Origin of the sequence: Paraburkholderia strydomiana, from assembly GCF_046030495.1 — a bacterium.
Classification (GTDB): domain Bacteria; phylum Pseudomonadota; class Gammaproteobacteria; order Burkholderiales; family Burkholderiaceae; genus Paraburkholderia; species Paraburkholderia strydomiana_A.
On sequence record NZ_JAQQCJ010000018.1, the window covers coordinates 38,027 to 54,436 of the forward strand.

A 16,410-nucleotide genomic window follows, 5' to 3' on the forward strand; every position below is an offset into this window, starting at 1 on the left:
CACAGGAGGGGACAGCGATGGCCAGACTCATCCACACGATGATCCGCGTGCAGGACCTGACGCGTTCGCTACAGTTCTATCAAACGGCTTTCAATTTCGACGTATCGCACCGGCTCGACTTTCCGGAATTCACGCTCGTTTATTTGCGCAACGACGAAGCCGACGCCGAGATCGAGCTGACCTGGAATAAAGGCCGCGCCGAACCGTATTCGCATGGTGACGGCTATGGTCACGTCGCGGTCTGTGTCGACGATGCGAAAAGCGAGCGTCAGCGGTTGATCGATCTGGGCATGACGCCCAACGATCTGCGCGAATTTCATCACGACAATGGCGAGTTGCTGGCGCGCTATTTTTTCATTCAGGATCCGGACGGTTACAAGATCGAAGTGCTTGAACGCTACGGCCACTATCAATAGTAAAAGTCAGCGAGGCGGCCGCCGCGCGCAGTTGGTGTACCCCACAACAACCATTTGCATGGGACCCGAGTGAGGCGCTAAAGGGCCAACTCGGGTCGACAGGAGACAAACATGAAGTCAACGGTCATCCCGATCGTCGCGTCCGATCACGCGCGTCCCGCGCATCGCCATCGGCACGAGCATCCCCATGAACACGATCACGATCACGAGCAACGCGCGACGCAGGCTGGCGCCGCGGCACTGCGCATTCCGCTCACGCGGCGCGAACTGCTCAAAGGCACCGGCGTGCTGATGGGCACGCTCGCGTTCTCGTCGGTTCTGTCGACGCTCGCGCCGAGCCGTGCGTGGGCGCTCGAACTGCAGGGGCTCGACACGCACCAGGGCGAAGTGATCCTCGCGTTCACGCGCCAACTCTATCCGCACGCGACGCTCGACAACGCGGTCTACGCGCTGGTGGTCAAGGACCTCGACGCGAAAGCCAAGGCCGATCCGGCGGTGCGCCAGCAACTTGCCGACGGCGTCAAACAGCTCGACGCGCAGGCCGGTTCGAACTGGCTCACGCGCAAGCCCGCCGCGCAGGCGGAGGATGTCGCGGCGCTCGCGGGTTCGCCGTTTTTCAACACGGTGCGCAGCACGGCGGTGGTCTCGCTGTACAGCAACACGATGGCGTACGCCCATTTCGGCTACGGCGCATCGGCGGGCGACGGCGGTTATCTGAACAAGGGTTTCAACAGCCTCTCGTGGTTGCCCGATCCGCCGCCGGGCGCGAGTGGGCCGATCCCTACGGATAGCTAATCAATCACGACAGCAACCATCTTGCATGGGCCCGGAGCAAGTGCTGAAGCACTTGCTGCTGCCGACAGCGGAGACAGGATATGGATCAGGACAACAACAAGGTGCGTTTTTCGCACAACGACGACAAGGTCGTCGTGATCATCGGTTCGGGGGCGGGCGGCGGCACGCTCGCCAACGAACTCGCGCAGAAGGGTATTGACGTCGTGGTGCTGGAAGCGGGCAAGCTGCATACGCAGGCCGATTTCACGACCGACGAATGGGGCTCGTTCCAGATGCTGTCGTGGCTCGACAAACGCACCACGTCGGGCACCTGGCGAGTCGCCAAGGATTTTCCGAATCTACCCGCATGGATCTGCAAGACCGTCGGCGGCACCACCACGCACTGGGCCGGTGCGAGCTTGCGCATCAAACCGTACGAATTCAAGGCGAGGACCACCTACGGCGACATCAAGGACGCCAGCCTGCTCGACTGGCCGCTCACGCGCGAAGAACTCGATCCGTACTACGATCGCGCGGAGAAGAAGATGGGCGTGACGCGCACTGAGGGTCTGCCGGGCTTGCCGGGCAACAACAACTTCAGGGTGATGTCGGCCGGCGCGATGAAAGTCGGCTACAAGGAATGCAATACCGGGCACATGGCGATCAATAGCGTAGTGCGTGACGATCGCGCGCATTGCTTCCAGCGCGGCTTCTGTTTTCAGGGCTGCCGCACCGGTGCGAAGTGGTCGACGCTCTATACCGAGTTGCCGCGCGCGCAGGCCACGAAGCATATGGAGTTGCGCACCCAGGCGCATGTCGTGCGAATCGAAACCGACGCGCGCGGTAAGGCGAAAGAGGTGCTCTACTACGACGCCAACGGCAAATTGCAGCGGCAAAAGGCGCGCATCGTCGCGGTGGCCGGTAATGCGATCGAGACGCCGCGTCTACTGCTGAACTCGCATTCGAGCAAATTTCCGCAAGGTCTCGCGAACGGCTCGGGGCAGGTGGGCCGCAATTACATGCGCCACACCACGGGTTCGGTGTATGCGGTGTTCAACGATCAGGTGGACATGTTCAAGGGCACCACGATGGCCGGCATCATCGAGGACGAAGCGGTGTTCAACCCGCAGCGCGGTTTCGCGGGGGGCTATCACATGGAGACCATCTCGCTCGGACTGCCGTTTTACGCGGCCTTTCTCGACCCCGGCGCGTGGGGGCCGAAGTTCGCCCAGGCGATGGACCAGTACGCGTACACGGCGGGTATGTGGATCGTCGGCGAGGACATGCCGCGCGAGACCAATCGCGTGACCTTGAATGCGGACGTGAAGGACCAGTACGGACTGCCGGTTCCCAACGTGCATTTCGACGATCACCCGAACGACGAAGCGATGCGCGAGCATGCGTTCAAACAGGGCACGGCGGTGTACGAGGCCGCCGGCGCGAAGACGGTGTATCGCGTGCCGCCGTATCCGTCCACGCATAACCTCGGCACAGCGCGCATGAGCGCGCGAGCCGAAGACGGCGTGTGCAATCGCTTCGGCCAGACGCACGAGGTGTCGAACCTGTTCATCGCGGACGGCAGCCAGTTCACCACCGGCGCGGCCGAAAACCCGACGATGACGATCGTTACGCTGGCGATCCGCCAGGCCGATCACATCGCGTCGCAGATGGGCAAGCGCGCGGTGTGAGCGTGCAAACCGTGGGGCCGCATGCGGGTTCGACCAGATTGTCGGGCGACGGATGCCGGCGTAAGTTGACGCAGTCGGGCCGCATGCCGTGGCGCAGTGAAGCAGTGAAACACGCCACGGCATGTTCGCCGCCAAACCGGGAGTGCAGGCCATGTGTGGGATTTACATCAACGCCGATCCGATCCTCTATGAATCGCGCACCCGTTCGCTGCGGATTCACGGCGTGATCACGACGGTGCGGCTCGAGAATCTGTTCTGGGACGTGCTGTGCGAAATCGCCGCGCGCGAAAACCTGACGACCAGTCAGTTCGCCGTGAAGCTGTATGACGAACTGATCGCGTTGCGTGGCGAGATGCCCACCAATTTTGCGTCGTTTTTGCGGGTGTGCTGTCTGCGCTATCTGTCGATGCGCACAGAGAAGGGGGCGAGTACTGGCGACACGCCGCCTGGCTTGCCGGCCGTGGTGAATGAGGCACGGCCGAGAATTCTGAAGACCGTTTGAGGTGGAAGCCGGCGGTTGAATTCAGGCGCGGATACCGGAAGACAGAAAACGTCCTGTGGGTAAGGCAGGAGCGCAAGCAGCACTCGACACGAAAGCGCAATCCGGACGCGGCGACGACGTGGCGAGTTTTCGGGCGAGGTCGCTCACCGCTCGGTGGAACAGGCATCCAGAGAGTCATTGAGTGTCGATCCGGATACGAATCTGATGCCCGACGTCATGGTTGCCCACCGGCAACTGAATCAGTGCTTCGCAGTTCTTATTCCTCATTTGCCACGTGATGCGCCGCTCTACCCTAAGCCCGGCGTACAGTCCGACCGATAATCCCACAATGTGGAATGATCGACTGCTTGCTCCTCTCGCGTCGTAGAGCAGCTTCTGCCGACATCCACTTCTACTGCGTGCCTTAACATCCATCCCAAAATACTGTATAAATATACAGTACCGTCGATCGCCTTATGCGTAGCTCAATGCCGGGCAGGGCGGAGCATTCCCTATTCAAAGAGCGTGTCTATGGCAGCAGCGATCCAGCTTGCGACGACCACGCTGTCGTCGCAATTGCGGCGTCAGGTGTGGCAGGGCAACGAGCTTGCCGAATCGGGCTCGCGCGTGATTTCCAGCGGCTACGCCGCCCTGGATCGTGTGTTGCCGGGACAAGGCTGGTCGGCAGGCGGCCTGACGGAATTACTGATCGAGCATGGTGGTGTAGGCGAAATACGCTTGCTGGCCCATTCACTTCGCCAGTTGACGACGCAGACCGAACGGCATGTCCTGTTCGTGTCGCCTCCTTATCAGCCGTGTGCCGGGGCATTGAGGGCTTGGGGCATCGATGTCGGGCGCGTCTTATGGGTACGCTCAAATGAAGATCAGGCACTGTGGGCCGCCACTCAGGCATTGAAGCAGGACGGCATCGGCGCGGTGCTGGTGTGGCTGCCGCATGCGCGTGCCGATAAGGTTCGGCGCCTGCAAGTGGCGGCTCAGGAGTCCACCTCGCTGGCATTTTTGATCCGGCCTGTCGAGGCGGCCGCGCAATCTTCACCCGCGCCATTGCGAATGATCTGCGAGCCGCTCTTGCCGGCCGATGCGCAGACGATCAATCGTCGCCAATGGCTGCAGGAGATTGGCCTGTCGATCGATATCTTCAAGCGTCGCGGGCCTGCGCTAGCCGAACCTCTTCGTCTCGTTCTGCCTTTACAAAGCGCCTTGTTGCCGGAAAAAGGAATCGGCCGCCATCAAGGAACAGAGGTCAAACATGTTGTGGATCGCAGTCACATTGCCACTCTTGTCGCTGGAAGCGGTGAAGCCTCTCGCGTCGCTTCCGGATGGTTTGCCCGCGAAACCGAATCGGTGTGAACCGTGCGACCGCGAGGCAAGCCAGCCGCCAGCCGCGGCAGGCATCGCCGAGCGGCGCTGTTATGCATTGGCCGATCACGCGCACGTTCTGATGCCGGACCTGGACGCATTGCGCGCCGGCGTGCAGGCGGGCCATTCGCGCTCTTACGCATTGGCGCTGGCGCCGGGGCTCAAGCTGCTTGCCGCCGACGCTACCCGCGAAACTCAGGCATTCGAATCAATAGCGCTTGCGTTGCTGACCTACACGCCGAAAGTATCGCTCGCCGACGCGCACACGCTGTTGCTGGAAGTCGGCTCCGGCTTGAGGCTGTTCGGCGGCTTGCGCATGTTGTTGTCGCGTGTGCAGGCCACGGTGAAGGAGTTCGGCTATACGGCGCGCATCGCCTGTGCGCCGACAGCCTGGGGCGCGTGGCTATTGGCGCAGGCACGTTGCGCCCGGCAGGGGCGTCGCTGGCATGTGATCAAGGAGACGTCGCTCGCGCATGTGCTCGATGGTCTGTCCGTGTCGCTGCTGCCGGTGGCGCCGGCGCATCGCGATGCGTTCGCGCACGTCGGCTGCGCGACGCTGGCCGATTTGCGTCGTTTGCCGCGCTCGGGCGTCGTGCGGCGTTTCGGCAGCGCGATTCTGGACCTGCTCGCGCAGGCGTACGGCACGCGCGCCGATCCGCGCGAAGCGTTTCGTGCGCCGGCGTCGTTTCATGCGCAACTGGAGTTGCCGTCGCGAGTCGATCACGCCGATGCATTACTGTTCGCCGCGCGTCGGCTGATCGTGCAATTGGCCGGCTGGTTGAGCGCGCATCATGCGGCGCTCAGCGGTTATACGTTGCTGCTGGAGCATGAATTGGCCTCCCGTCATGCTCCGAAGACATCGAGTCTGAAGGTCGCGTGGGCGATTCCGTCGCGCGATGCCGAACATCTGATCTGGCTGTTGCGGGAAAAATTGAATCAGACCGTTCTGGCGGCGCCCGTCATCGAGTTGAAACTGGTTGCCGACCAGATCGGCGAATATGCCGGGAAGTCGGACACGTTATTCCCCATGCCCGAATCGGATGGCGATTCGATTGCGCGTCTGCTCGAGCGCTTGAGCGCGAGGTTGGGACCGGAGAACGTGTTGCAGATGTCGGTGCAGGACGACCATCGCCCTGAGCGGGCAATGCGCGTCGATGCCTACGAGGCGCAGGCGTTTGCACGCAAGAAGCGCTCGCCGGTGAAGGGACGGACAAAAGTCAAAGCGGATAAGACCTGGCTAACCGATGAGTTGCGGCACGCTGCCGGAGCGGGGAGCGTGGACGGCGAAGCGCAGGGGCAAGCAACTCAGGCAACCTCATGCACATCCGAATCGAACGATCCTGAAATCGCGCTTTCATCCATGGGCCAACCAGGCGACGCGCAGTCATTGCTCGATCTGCCCGACAGCGCGTTACCTGCGCAGCCTCGTCCCCTCTGGATGCTCGATAAGCCGCTACGCCTGATGATGCGCGACCAGCGGCCGATCTATCGCCGGCCGCTGACGATGCTCACACGTACCGAGCGGATTGAAGCGGGGTGGTGGGACGGCAATATCGTCGAGCGTGATTACTACGTCGCGGCCGACGATCGTGGCCACATGTTCTGGGTGTATCGCGAGCGGATCAAGGGCGAGTGGTATTTGCAGGGTTTGTTCGGCTGAGCATCATGACCACTTCTGAGCTTCAGCCATCCTGCCTTCCGCAGCAGGCATCCGCGGCCCACTTGCCGGCGTATGCAGAGCTGCATTGCCTGACCAATTTCTCTTTCCTGCGTGGCGCCTCGCATCCGCAGGAACTCGTCGAGCAGGCGATGTCGCGCGGCTATAGCGCACTCGCTATCACCGACGAGTGCTCGCTCGCGGGCGTCGTGCGTGCCCACACGAGGCTGAGGGAGATCAGACAGGAACGGGAGCGCCAGCAGAAGGAGCGCGAGGAGAAGGTCCGGGCGGCGCAAGCGCAAGCACCTTCAGACGACGCGGCAACGGCAACGGCCTTGCCAGAAAACCCCCCAGAAAACGGGCCGTTAAAACCCATTCCCCACCTGATCATCGGCAGCGAACTCAATCTGACCGACGATACCGGCGAGCCGTTCTGCACGCTGGTGGCGCTAGCCATCGACCGCAACGGTTACGGCAACCTGTCCGAACTGATCACGCTGGCGCGCTCGCGCGCGGACAAAGGCAGCTACCGCCTCGGTCCTTCCGACTTCACCGATTCGTTGCCTCATCTGACGCATCTGCAAGGCCTGCCCGATTGCGTGCTGATACTCGTGCCGCAGCGGACGGCGACGCTGTCGCACACACTGCGTTGCGCGCACTGGCTCGCATCGTTCGCGGCTGATCGCGCGTGGATCGCACTCGAACTGTGGCAAACCGGCAGCGACGATCTTCAGATCGACGCGTTGCGGATGATTTCAGATGCGAGCGGCTTGCCACTGGTCGCGGCAGGTGGCGTGCTGATGCACACGCGCTCGCGCAAGCCGCTCCAGGACACGATGACCGCCATCGGCCTCGTCAAGCCGCTCTCGGCCTGCGGCCACGCGCTCGAGGCGAATGCGGAGCGGCACATGCGCACGCGCCAGCGGCTCGGCAAACTGTATCCGCGCGATACCCTCGAAGAAACGCTGCGTATCGCCGCGCTATGCCATTTTTCGCTCGACGATCTCGCCTACGAATACCCTCAGGAACTGGTGCCCGCCGGCGAGTCGCCGGCGAGCCATCTGCGCAAGCTGGTAATGGCCGGTGCAACGGAGCGCTGGCCGGGCGGCATGGACCTGAAGCGCATCCAGCAGATCGAGACCGAGCTGGCATTGATCGCCGATCTGAAATACGAGAAGTATTTTCTGACGGTGCACGATATCGTGAGCTTTGCCCGCTCCCGAAACATCCTGTGCCAGGGGCGAGGGTCGGCGGCGAACTCGATCGTCTGCTACTGCCTGCATGTGACCGAGATCGATCCGGTGCGGATGAACATGCTGATCGAGCGATTCATCTCGCGCGCCCGCAAGGAGCCGCCCGATATCGATGTCGACTTCGAGCATCAGCGCCGCGAAGAGGTGATTCAATATATCTACACGAAGTACGGCCGTCATCGGGCCGCGCTGACGGCATCGCTGATCACGTATCACGCGCGCAGCGCGTTGAAGGACGTCGGCAAGGCGCTGGGTCTCGAGGTGTCGTTGATCGAGCGGATCAGCAAGTCGCAGCAATGGTGGGACGGCCCGGATGCGGTCGCCCGATATCTGGCCGAAGCGGGCTTCGATGCCCACTCGCACATCACACAGCGTCTGATTCAACTGACTCAGGAGTTGCGCGGTTTTCCGCGTCACCTGTCGCAACATGTCGGCGGCTTCGTGATCGCGAAAGACAAGCTGTCGCGGCTCGTGCCGATCGAAAACGCGACGATGAAAGACCGCAGCGTGATCGAATGGGACAAGGACGATATCGATGCGCTCAAGCTGCTGAAAGTCGATGTGCTCGCGCTCGGCATGTTGTCGGCGATTCGGCGCGCGCTGGAATTCGTCGCGTTGAGACGCGGCTTTCCGACATTCAGGGTGCAGGACATTCCGCGCGAGGATCGCGCCGTCTACGAGATGTGCGGCCATGCCGACACGATCGGCGTGTTCCAGATCGAATCGCGTGCGCAGCAAAGCATGCTGCCGCGCCTGAAGCCGAGCAAGTACTACGATCTCGTGATCGAAGTGGCGATCGTGCGGCCGGGGCCGATTCAGGGTGGCATGGTGCATCCTTATCTGCGCCGCAAGCAGGGGCTCGAGCCGATCGACTACGCGAAGGACGAATTGCGGCCCGTGCTCGAACGCACGCTCGGCGTGCCGATTTTCCAGGAGCAGGTCATGCACCTGGCGATGGTTGCGGCGAAATATACCGGTGAGCAGGCCGATCAGTTGCGGCGCGCGATGGCCGCATGGCGGCGCAGCGGCAACCTCGCGAAGTATCAGAAGGATTTGAGCGACCGCATGCTCAAGCGCGGCTACGAGCAGGCGTTTATCGACCGCATCTGCAACCAGATCGAAGGATTCGGCGAGTATGGTTTTCCGGAGAGTCACGCGGCGAGCTTCGCGTTGCTCGTCTATCTCAGCGCGTGGTTGAAGCGCTATGAGCCGGCTGCTTTCCTGGCCGGTTTGCTGAACAGTCAGCCGTTGGGATTTTATTCGCCGTCGCAACTCGTGCAGGATGCGAAGCGCCATGGCGTCAAGGTATTGCCTCCCGACGTGACGCTGAGCGATTGGGAGTCGACGTTCGAGCGGCGCGATGAGGAAGGGCGGCGGATTTCCCCGGACGAGACCTGTTTGCATCGTCAGTACGCCGTACTGTCCGGGCAGCAGTTGCGCGATCTGTCTCTGCGGCGCCTGACGGTGAGCCGCACGATCCGGCGCGCGGCAAAGCGTTTGACCGCGCGCGTATTTCAACCGTCGAACACCTATGGCGCGCGTGGTCCGGCGGTGCGCATCGGCATGCATCTGATCAAGGGACTCGCGCAAGGGGCCGCCGAGCGCATCATGGCCGCCCGCCACGACGCGCCGTTTGCCGACGTCGACGATCTGGCGCGGCGCGCGGCCTTGACGCGGCGCGATCTCGAAGCGCTGGCGGCGGCCAATGCGCTCGCCAGTATCGCGGGCCATCGGCGTGAAGCGTGGTGGGCCGTGACCGCGCAGCACACGGTGCCGAAGCTGCTGCGCGATGCACCGATCGCCGAAGCGCCGTTGGCGTTGCCGCGCGCAACGGAAAGCCGCGAGATCGTCGACGATTACAGGAGCCTCGGACTCACGCTCAATCGTCATCCGCTCGCGCTGCTGCGTGCGCGCCTCGCGCAGCAGCGCTTTCGCACGGCGGCCGAACTTGCCGCGTGCCGGCACGGCACGCTGGCGCGGGCATGCGGCATCGTCACCGTGCGGCAGCGGCCGGGCACGGCAAACGGCACGGTGTTCGTTTCCATCGAAGACGAGACCGGTTCGATCAACGTGATCGTCTGGCCGTCGCTGGTGGAAAAGCAGCGCAAGGCGTTGCTGGGTTCATCGCTGCTGGCGGTCTACGGCGTCTTGCAACGCGACGACGGCGTCGCCACGGGCGGCGCCCATGCCGTCAACGAGGGCGGTGAGGGCAAGGTGATGAGCGCCAACCGTACCGGACAGGCGAAAAAGAAAAACCGCGGAGAGGTGGTCCATCTCGTCGCCCATCGTCTGGAGGATTACAGCGAGTGGCTTGGCGAGCTGGCCACGACGAGCCGCGATTTTCATTGAGGGTCGCGGCCAGGGCGGGCAGATTCCCCGCATCCTGACTCGCGTGTTGATCCGCGTGTTGATCCGCGTGTTGATCCGCGTGTTGATCCGATATCAGACGGGTGTCTCGCCGCGCCAGGGAAACGCGGCCAGCACGCGCCGAATCGCCGCGTCGAACGGGGTGCGGCGGCCGATTCCGAGCGCCTCGAGGCGCTCCGACGCCAGGTGGCAATTATGCGGACGAGGCGTCGCATCGGTTGGGGTGGATTGCGGCGTCAGGTGCGCATCGAGCCGCAAGGCTTCGGCGAGGCGCAAGGCGATCTCATACTTGGTCATCGGTTCGTCGCCCGACCATTGCACGATGCCGCGGATCGCTGCGCCGTGCGCATGCCGTTCGAGCATTTGCCGGATCACGTACGCGACATCCGGCGTGAAGGTGGGATAGCGGATCGCCCACGCGTCCATCATGGCGGGCTTGCCGTCCGATGCCGCCGATGCGGCAATCGCCGGCACGAGACTCGTCACCGCCGATTCCGCCCAACTGACGATCGGGCCGTACAGCAGCGGCAAACGCAGCACGCAGCCGAGGTCGGTGGTCTCGGTCAGCGCGCGCTCGCCTTCGAGCTTGCTCCACCCATACGCGTTGAGCGGCGCGGGCGCGCAGTCGTGCCGATAGGGAGGATGGCTGCCGTCGAACACGTAGTCGGTGGAGATCGACAGCGTCCATGCGCCACGCCGGTGTGCCGCCGCGGCCAGCGTGCGCACCGCATCGACATTCAGCGCGCGCGCGAGCGCCGGATTGTGCTCGCACACATCCGGCCGGCGCTCGGCCGCGGCTATCACGAGCGCGTCCGGGGCTTCGCGCTCGACGAACTGCTCGACCGCCTGCGCGTCGCGAATATCCAGTGCGACGGTATGGGGAGCCGGCCGGCTGAACGCCGTGGCAACGACCTCCCAGCCGGCTTGCTGCGCCAGTTCGTCGACGAGCGCGCGGCCGACCAGCCCGGAGGCGCCAATAACGGCAACTTTAAACATGATGTGCGTCCGCCTAGTGGTTTGCGCCGCCGGTTGCCGTCCCGTTCGAGACGGCGATGACCGTGTAGCCGGCTTCGTCGATGGCGGCTTTCAGCGCGTCGACCGTTTGCGCCGAGTCGACCACCACACGGCCGGACGCCAGATCCACCTGAACCTGCGCGGCTGCATCGTGTTCACGAATGGCGTTCGTGACCGCCGCGACACAGTGCTGGCAGCTCATGCCCTCTACCTTGAATTCGATTGTCATCGGGATTGCCTCGGGAAAAATCAGAATGGAAGTAGTTGGATTATGCCTGCCGATCCGTACTCGAGCGGCTGGACCTTCCCATCATGGGAAGGTGTACGATCGACTCATACCCTGGAGAAAACGGTCATGAATATCGGTGAAGCGGCCCGCACGTCGGGCGTCACGGCGAAGATGATTCGCTATTACGAAAGCGTGGGTTTGTTGACGGCGAAGTCGCGCACGAGCGCCGGTTATCGCGTATACGGTCCGCAGGAGGTTCATTCGCTGCGCTTCATCCGCCAGGCGCGTCGCCTGGGGTTTCTGGTTGAAGACATTCGCCGGCTGCTGGCGCTGTGGCACGATCGCTCGCGCGCCAGTGCCGAAGTGAAGCAGATCGCGCTGGAGCACGTCGCGGAACTCGACCGCCGGATCGCCGAGCTCACCGATATGCGAGATACCCTCGCGCATCTCGCCGACCATTGCCACGGCGACGACCGGCCCGACTGCCCCATCATCGAACGCCTTGCCGATACCGACCTGGTGTCGGGGAAGGGTTGTCACCCGATCTAACGCGGTGGACGGAGGCAGGTGCAACCCGAGATGCAAATTTATCGCAACCGGAGGCAATTTGCACCAATTAAGTGCTTGAAAATGCGGAGCGGCATTCTATCTGACTTGAAATTCTCTCTGAACCGAACTAAATCAAGAGTTTAGATGCACCGCAAGCGTGCACCATTCCAAAACGGAATGCACATCATGCGGGCATTTCACTAGCGCGGTTGCACCATAGGGCTATAATGCGGGTTAACCCTTTTACGGGAAATCCCTGATGTCCAACTTCACCGGGGATTCGATCTGATCCTTGGAGAACATCATGTTTGCATACATTCTTGAAAAGCTGAGCACCTGGTTTGAAACCGCCGAGCGCAACCGCCGCGAAGCCTACCTGGCATCGTCGTCGGATATCGTTCAGCTCGAACAGCGTATCCGTTCGCTCGAAACCAGCGGCTATTCGCTGTAAGTTTCATCCGCTTCGAGTTGGACCCGCCGGCGCCTATTGCGCGGCGATCGCAGCACAGCATTGAGCCCCGTCGATTCGGGGCTTTGTCACATTTGGACCCGAGAATTTTCTCGCGGTAGGCGCTTGCGCACTATGCGTGGCGAATAACGACTAGCTTCGCGGCTGGCACCGAGGTAAGGTAAAGCGTGCTCAGCGCAATCCGGCATTCTCAAACCAAACCGCTCCGCCCATGTCTTCTATCCGCTCGCTTCAGTCCATCCTGTCCGTAGCCGCCGCGACTTTGCTGACGACGGTTTGCGCCGTGTCGAACGCAGTGGCCACGCCGGACAGCGCGCGCAGGCCAGTCATCCTCGACTCGCAGGGCGGCATCAACGACGGGCAGAGCGGCACGGTCATGCGCACCGGACCGACGTCGTGGCAGCCGATCGTTGGCGCGCAGCCAATCGCCACGCCGGCCGAATTGGCGCCGCCGGATTCGTCGACACCGATCATCGTCGCACCGTATATTCAATTGCCTGTGGGCGGTGGCTCGCGGCCGCCGCCCCGTCCGGTGCCTCGTCCGCAATAAGCGTCTTCGGCGCGTTTTCTTCCCGCGCTTGCGTCCCATCCCGTTGATGTTTCCACGCCCGGCAAACGCTTTGCCGGGCTCTCGCGCATCCACGCGTTTGCCAAACTCGCCGGCGTGCGCATGCGCGGCGAATGGCGCGCGGCGCGGCATTGGGGTTTGGGCGCATGGCGTGCGCTAAACGCTCCGACGACAATCGTTTCGCAGTGTCTCGCTAGCGGCTCGGGCGATGTGTATCGCGCAGCTTCAATGCTTTGGACGCAATAGAACGAGGAGACATCAAATGATCACTCACTGGCTCCGCCGTGCCGCGAGCGCCTGCGTAACGCTCTTCGCACTTGCCGTGCCGCCGGGCGTCGCGCTCGCCAAAGACGCGCCTGAAATGCCCTCGCTGACGATGGCCGTCGGCGGTTTGCCCGGCCTTTACTATTTGCCGGTACTTGCCGCCCATCAATTGGGGTACTTCAAGGACGAAGGGCTCGACGTCGCGCTCGAGAATTTCGCGGGTGGATCGAAAGCCCTGGAGGCGGTGGTGGGCGGCAGCGCCGACGTGGGCGCGGGGGCGTTCGAGCACACGCTGTTCATGCAGGCAAAGGGGCAGCACTACCGGGCGTTCGTGTTGATGGGCCGCGCCCCGCAGATCGTCGTCGCGGTGGTGAAGTCGAAGGCTGATCAACTCAAGTCGCTGGCGGACTTCAAGGGCGCGAAAGTCGGCGTGAGCGCGCCGGGTTCGTCGACGGATCTCGTGCTGACCGTGGCGTTGCGCAAAGCCGGCGTGCAACGCAGCGACATTTCAGCGATCGGAGTGGGCAGCGGCGCCACGGTGCTGGCGGCGGTCAGCGGCGGCCAGATCGACGCGCTCTCGAACGTCGATCCGATGATGACCAAGCTGACGCGTAGCGGGGCGATCAAGGTGCTGGTCGATACGCGCACCGTGAAAGGCACGCAAGAGGTGTTCGGCGGGACGATGCCCGCGGCCACGCTCTATGCATCCGAGAGCTTCATTCAGAAGAATCCGAAGACGACTCAGGCGCTCACCAATGCGATCGTGCGCGCCAACCACTGGTTGCAGACCGCGAGCGATGCCGATCTGCTGAAGATGGTGCCCCCGGCTTATCTGCTCAACGACTCGGCACTGTATGTCGAAGCCTTTCACAACGTGCGCGACGCGTATTCGCCGGATGGCTTGATGCCGGCCGACGGCCCGGCGACCTCGCTGCGTGCGCTGGCCTCGTTCGATGACCGGTTGGATCCGAAGAAGATCGATCTGAACGCTACCTATACGAACGATTTCGCGCGCAAGGCAGCGGCGCAATTGAAGTGAGCGGGAATCCGGCTGTGCGCGTTGATGGCCCGGACGCCATCCGCGGCAAAGCTTAGTCGCCGCGATACTCGACCTTGAACCCGGCAGCCTTGTCCTCGCCGAGCGCCTTGACGAGCCAGGGCATCTGGTCCTTCAGCATTTTCGCCAGCGTATACGGCGGGTTCAGAATGAACATGCCGCTGCCGAAAAGTCCAAAGCCGTCCTCGGGCGGATTGCCGACCGTCAAGCTGACGTGGAGCCAGTTGCGCTCCTGCAGCTTCTTCAACTGATCAGGAAAGCGCTGCGATTCCGGGCGTTTCACCTGCGGATACCAGACCGCATAGGTGCCGGTCGGAAAGCGCTTCAGGCTCTCTTCGACACAGCGCAGCGTGCGCGTGTAGTCGCGCTTGTCCTCGTACGACGGATCGAGCAGCACCAGCGCGCGGCGCGGCGCAGGCGGCAGCAACGCGAGAATGCCGTCGAAGCCGTCGCCCGCGTAGAGCATCGCCCGGCGGCCCGCGTCGCGGAAATTGTGGCGCAGAACGTCGATTTCGGTGGTGTGCAGTTCGAACAGACGCATGCGGTCCTGCTCGCGCAACTGCCGCCACGCGATGTACGGCGAGCCCGGATAGAAGCGCAACTGGCCATCCGGATTGAGCGCGCTGACTTCCTCGACGTAGTCGGCGAAGAGCGGCGGCAGATCGTTGCGCTCCCACAGTCTGGCGATGCCGGTCTGGAATTCGCCGGTTTTGGTCGCATAGCCTTCCTTCAGCGAATAGACGCCGGCGCCCGCATGCGTGTCGATGTACCAGTAGGCTTTGTCCTTCTGGCCGAGGTAACGCAATAGCTGCAACACGACGGCGTGTTTCAGAACGTCGGCGTGATTGCCTGCATGAAAGGCGTGGCGGTAGCTGAGCATGATGAGGAAACGCTGAAAGAGGGCATGCCGGTCCAGGGCGGATTCGGCGGTGCGCGGTGCAATGCGGCGGCACAGCGGGCAAACGGCGCCGGTGTGCAGCGCGGCCGCGTATTGTACGCGACGCCGCGCTGCGGTTTGGGTAAGTTCCGCGTGACATGGCCCCGCTGCCGCCCGGGCCACGTCACGCGCTCCGGCGAAAATCCGTTCAGTCGTAGGCGTCGCCGACGATTTCCTCGATGCGCTGCCTGATCTCCGGCGTGATTCGTGCGGCCACCTCGGCGGACCTCATGTTCTCGCCGATCTGTTCGACCCGCGACGCGCCCGTGATCACCGTGCTGACGTTCGGATTCTTCAGAATCCAGGCAATCGCGAGTTGCCCGATCGTGCAGTCCAACTCGTCGGCCACCGCGCCGAGCTTGCCGACCACGCTGTTCTTGCCCGCATCGGTGACCTGCTTGCGCAGCCAGTCATAGCCTTGCAACTGCGCGCGGCTGTCCGCCGGTACGCCGTCGCGGTATTTGCCGGTGAGCAGGCCGGACGCGAGCGGGCTCCAGGTGGTCAGGCCGAGGCCGATATCCTCGTAAAGCCGCTTGTACTCCTGCTCGACGCGTTTGCGGTGGAACAGGTTGTACTGCGGCTGCTCCATGACCGGCTTGTGCAGGTGGTGCCGCTCCGCAATCTCGTAAGCGGCGCGGATTTCGTCGGCGCTCCATTCGGAGGTGCCCCAGTACAGCGCCTTGCCGCGCGTGATCATGTCGCTCATCGCCCAGACGGTTTCCTCGACGGGCGTGTTCGGATCGGGACGATGGCAGAACACCAGGTCCACATAGTCGAGTTGCAGGCGCTTGAGCGACGCGTCGACCGCGTTCAGCAGATATTTGCGGTTCAGCGTGTGGTACTGGTTCGGCGCTTCCGTGAGCCCCCAGAAGAATTTCGTGGACACCACGTAGCTCACGCGCGGCCACGCTAGTTCCTTCAGCGCCTGGCCCATGATTTCCTCGGATTGGCCGCCCGCGTAGACCTCGGCGTTATCGAAGAAGTTGACTCCCGCGTCGCGGGCGGCCGCCAGCGATTCGCGCGCCGCGCGATGATCCACCTGGTTGCCGTAAGTGACCCATGAGCCGATGGACAATTCGCTGACTTGCAGGCCAGAGCGGCCCAGACGTCGATAATTCATGCATGTCTCCTTGTGGGTGATGCTGCCGGCATTGCGCCGAAAACATCCAGTTTAAAGAGATAAAGCGCGATGTGCGTTTTACCTATGGCGTTCACAGGGTTCATGCACAATAGCAGCGTTGGCCGCAATGCAGCATTCGGCCGAACGGCCTATGTCGTTTGGCTGACTGCATGCCGCTTGCGGCTTG

At 62.8% G+C, this 16,410-nt stretch carries 15 protein-coding genes; 10 read left to right on the forward strand and 5 right to left on the reverse strand.

What is annotated here, in order from left to right; translation table 11 throughout:
• The first annotated feature begins 17 nt into the window (after positions 1–17).
• From PQQ53_RS23000 to PQQ53_RS23030, 7 genes are all read left to right on the forward strand, one after another.
• Positions 18–416 carry a VOC family protein gene (locus PQQ53_RS23000; RefSeq protein WP_408326353.1) on the forward strand — a complete coding sequence of 133 codons (399 nt, stop codon included), beginning with the start codon at positions 18–20 and terminating at the stop codon, positions 414–416.
• A gap of 111 nt (positions 417–527) precedes the next feature.
• Positions 528–1,211 (forward strand): twin-arginine translocation signal domain-containing protein, encoded by a 684-nt coding sequence (locus PQQ53_RS23005; RefSeq protein WP_408145112.1) that lies wholly within the window; start codon positions 528–530, stop codon positions 1,209–1,211.
• 80 nt (positions 1,212–1,291) lie between these two features.
• Positions 1,292–2,878: a GMC family oxidoreductase gene (locus PQQ53_RS23010; RefSeq protein ID WP_408157556.1), complete on the forward strand. Its 1,587-nt coding sequence runs from the start codon at positions 1,292–1,294 to the stop codon at positions 2,876–2,878.
• A 151-nt stretch (positions 2,879–3,029) separates the two neighbouring features.
• A complete protein-coding gene (locus PQQ53_RS23015) occupies positions 3,030–3,380 on the forward strand; it encodes a ribbon-helix-helix domain-containing protein (RefSeq protein WP_408326355.1) in 351 nt (116 codons plus the stop codon).
• Positions 3,381–3,890: 510 nt separating this feature from the next.
• Complete coding sequence (gene imuA / locus PQQ53_RS23020; protein WP_408145118.1) at positions 3,891–4,730, forward strand: translesion DNA synthesis-associated protein ImuA; 840 nt, start codon at positions 3,891–3,893, stop codon at positions 4,728–4,730.
• Positions 4,630–6,399 carry a Y-family DNA polymerase gene (locus PQQ53_RS23025; protein ID WP_408326358.1) on the forward strand — a complete coding sequence of 590 codons (1,770 nt, stop codon included), beginning with the start codon at positions 4,630–4,632 and terminating at the stop codon, positions 6,397–6,399. Before imuA ends, PQQ53_RS23025 begins: the two co-directional genes overlap by 101 nt.
• A gap of 5 nt (positions 6,400–6,404) precedes the next feature.
• A complete protein-coding gene (locus tag PQQ53_RS23030) occupies positions 6,405–9,998 on the forward strand; it encodes an error-prone DNA polymerase (RefSeq protein ID WP_408326361.1) in 3,594 nt (1,197 codons plus the stop codon).
• Positions 9,999–10,091: 93 nt separating this feature from the next.
• Here the strand turns inward: PQQ53_RS23030 and PQQ53_RS23035 are convergent, their stop codons facing one another.
• Both PQQ53_RS23035 and PQQ53_RS23040 read right to left on the reverse strand, forming a co-directional pair.
• Complete coding sequence (locus tag PQQ53_RS23035) at positions 10,092–11,012, reverse strand: dTDP-4-dehydrorhamnose reductase family protein (protein WP_408326364.1); 921 nt, start codon at positions 11,010–11,012, stop codon at positions 10,092–10,094.
• Between the two features lie 13 nt (positions 11,013–11,025).
• Complete coding sequence (locus PQQ53_RS23040) at positions 11,026–11,259, reverse strand: heavy-metal-associated domain-containing protein (RefSeq protein ID WP_408145126.1); 234 nt, start codon at positions 11,257–11,259, stop codon at positions 11,026–11,028.
• A gap of 126 nt (positions 11,260–11,385) precedes the next feature.
• Here PQQ53_RS23040 and cueR point away from each other — a divergent pair, with 126 nt between their 5' ends.
• Both cueR and PQQ53_RS23050 read left to right on the forward strand, forming a co-directional pair.
• Positions 11,386–11,808, forward strand: a complete 423-nt coding sequence (cueR, locus tag PQQ53_RS23045) for a Cu(I)-responsive transcriptional regulator (protein ID WP_408145128.1) — start codon at positions 11,386–11,388, stop codon at positions 11,806–11,808.
• 304 nt (positions 11,809–12,112) lie between these two features.
• Positions 12,113–12,259 (forward strand): DUF3563 family protein, encoded by a 147-nt coding sequence (locus PQQ53_RS23050; protein ID WP_121315127.1) that lies wholly within the window; start codon positions 12,113–12,115, stop codon positions 12,257–12,259.
• A 249-nt stretch (positions 12,260–12,508) separates the two neighbouring features.
• Here PQQ53_RS23050 and PQQ53_RS23055 read toward each other — a convergent pair whose 3' ends face one another.
• Positions 12,509–12,751 carry a hypothetical protein gene (locus tag PQQ53_RS23055; protein ID WP_408326367.1) on the reverse strand — a complete coding sequence of 81 codons (243 nt, stop codon included), beginning with the start codon at positions 12,749–12,751 and terminating at the stop codon, positions 12,509–12,511.
• Between the two features lie 356 nt (positions 12,752–13,107).
• Here PQQ53_RS23055 and PQQ53_RS23060 point away from each other — a divergent pair, with 356 nt between their 5' ends.
• Complete coding sequence (locus tag PQQ53_RS23060; RefSeq protein WP_408145132.1) at positions 13,108–14,148, forward strand: ABC transporter substrate-binding protein; 1,041 nt, start codon at positions 13,108–13,110, stop codon at positions 14,146–14,148.
• A 52-nt stretch (positions 14,149–14,200) separates the two neighbouring features.
• On the opposite strand, the gene PQQ53_RS23065 is transcribed toward PQQ53_RS23060, so the two are convergent.
• Together PQQ53_RS23065 and PQQ53_RS23070 are read right to left on the reverse strand one after the other, a co-directional pair.
• Positions 14,201–15,046, reverse strand: coding sequence for a 23S rRNA (adenine(2030)-N(6))-methyltransferase RlmJ (locus PQQ53_RS23065; RefSeq protein ID WP_408326369.1), 846 nt, complete (start codon positions 15,044–15,046; stop codon positions 14,201–14,203).
• Between the two features lie 205 nt (positions 15,047–15,251).
• A complete protein-coding gene (locus PQQ53_RS23070; RefSeq protein WP_408145134.1) occupies positions 15,252–16,223 on the reverse strand; it encodes a potassium channel beta subunit family protein in 972 nt (323 codons plus the stop codon).
• Positions 16,224–16,410 lie beyond the last annotated feature (187 nt).

What these genes read in the sequence shown, in the direction of transcription:
- PQQ53_RS23000 (WP_408326353.1), top strand. Translation starts at nt 18, where the DNA reads ATGGCCAGACTCATCCACACGATGATCCGCGTGCAGGACCTGACGCGT.
- PQQ53_RS23005 (WP_408145112.1), top strand. Translation starts at nt 528, where the DNA reads ATGAAGTCAACGGTCATCCCGATCGTCGCGTCCGATCACGCGCGTCCC.
- PQQ53_RS23010 (WP_408157556.1), top strand. Translation starts at nt 1,292, where the DNA reads ATGGATCAGGACAACAACAAGGTGCGTTTTTCGCACAACGACGACAAG.
- PQQ53_RS23015 (WP_408326355.1), top strand. Translation starts at nt 3,030, where the DNA reads ATGTGTGGGATTTACATCAACGCCGATCCGATCCTCTATGAATCGCGC.
- imuA (WP_408145118.1), top strand. Translation starts at nt 3,891, where the DNA reads ATGGCAGCAGCGATCCAGCTTGCGACGACCACGCTGTCGTCGCAATTG.
- PQQ53_RS23025 (WP_408326358.1), top strand. Translation starts at nt 4,630, where the DNA reads ATGTTGTGGATCGCAGTCACATTGCCACTCTTGTCGCTGGAAGCGGTG.
- PQQ53_RS23030 (WP_408326361.1), top strand. Translation starts at nt 6,405, where the DNA reads ATGACCACTTCTGAGCTTCAGCCATCCTGCCTTCCGCAGCAGGCATCC.
- PQQ53_RS23035 (WP_408326364.1), bottom strand. Translation starts at nt 11,012, where the DNA reads ATGTTTAAAGTTGCCGTTATTGGCGCCTCCGGGCTGGTCGGCCGCGCG.
- PQQ53_RS23040 (WP_408145126.1), bottom strand. Translation starts at nt 11,259, where the DNA reads ATGACAATCGAATTCAAGGTAGAGGGCATGAGCTGCCAGCACTGTGTC.
- cueR (WP_408145128.1), top strand. Translation starts at nt 11,386, where the DNA reads ATGAATATCGGTGAAGCGGCCCGCACGTCGGGCGTCACGGCGAAGATG.
- PQQ53_RS23050 (WP_121315127.1), top strand. Translation starts at nt 12,113, where the DNA reads ATGTTTGCATACATTCTTGAAAAGCTGAGCACCTGGTTTGAAACCGCC.
- PQQ53_RS23055 (WP_408326367.1), bottom strand. Translation starts at nt 12,751, where the DNA reads ATGATCGGTGTCGACGAATCCGGCGGCGCCAATTCGGCCGGCGTGGCG.
- PQQ53_RS23060 (WP_408145132.1), top strand. Translation starts at nt 13,108, where the DNA reads ATGATCACTCACTGGCTCCGCCGTGCCGCGAGCGCCTGCGTAACGCTC.
- PQQ53_RS23065 (WP_408326369.1), bottom strand. Translation starts at nt 15,046, where the DNA reads ATGCTCAGCTACCGCCACGCCTTTCATGCAGGCAATCACGCCGACGTT.
- PQQ53_RS23070 (WP_408145134.1), bottom strand. Translation starts at nt 16,223, where the DNA reads ATGAATTATCGACGTCTGGGCCGCTCTGGCCTGCAAGTCAGCGAATTG.